The 488-nt window shown below is 56.4% G+C and carries 1 protein-coding gene; it reads right to left on the bottom strand.

The window, feature by feature from the left end; genetic code table 11:
- Nucleotides 1-365, bottom strand: a 365-nt coding sequence (locus B3797_RS10705; RefSeq protein ID WP_311791066.1) for an exodeoxyribonuclease III, incomplete at its 3' end; no start/stop codon positions are given.
- Nucleotides 366-488: the final 123 nt, after the last annotated feature.

Raw genomic sequence — 488 nt, forward strand, 5'->3', positions numbered from 1 at the left:
AATTTTACCGGATGGTCGCGGCTCTCTCCCTGAGGGAAATAGCCGTTGATCACGGTAATGTCGCCTATCGGGCTCGGAATTTCCGCCATGATCACACGCCGCTGCGCCTCGTCATCGTCGCCGGGAAAGCCGCGGCGCACCGATACCGGTTCTGCCTTGGTCATCAGCGCCACGCCATAATGGCCTTTCTGGCCGTGATAGAAGACGTTATAGCCGAGTTTCGCCACCTCTTCGAGAGGAAACATATCGTCGTGCACTTTGGTTTCCTGCAGGCCGATAACGTTTGGCTGGTGCTGTTCGACCAGCGCTTCAAGCTGGTGGGGACGGGCGCGCAACCCGTTGATGTTAAATGAAACAAATTTCATGGCGTGGACCACTGTTCTGCGAATGTTGCGCCGGATGGTAGCGATTTTTCAGGAAAAAGTCATGGGGATGCGTGCGATGCTGCGCCCGAACCTTCGGTCGACGCTTCTCATCCTTCTCCCCTG

The organism is Pantoea sp. UBA5923, from assembly GCF_002431095.1.
GTDB classification, from domain to species: domain Bacteria; phylum Pseudomonadota; class Gammaproteobacteria; order Enterobacterales; family Enterobacteriaceae; genus Pantoea; species Pantoea piersonii.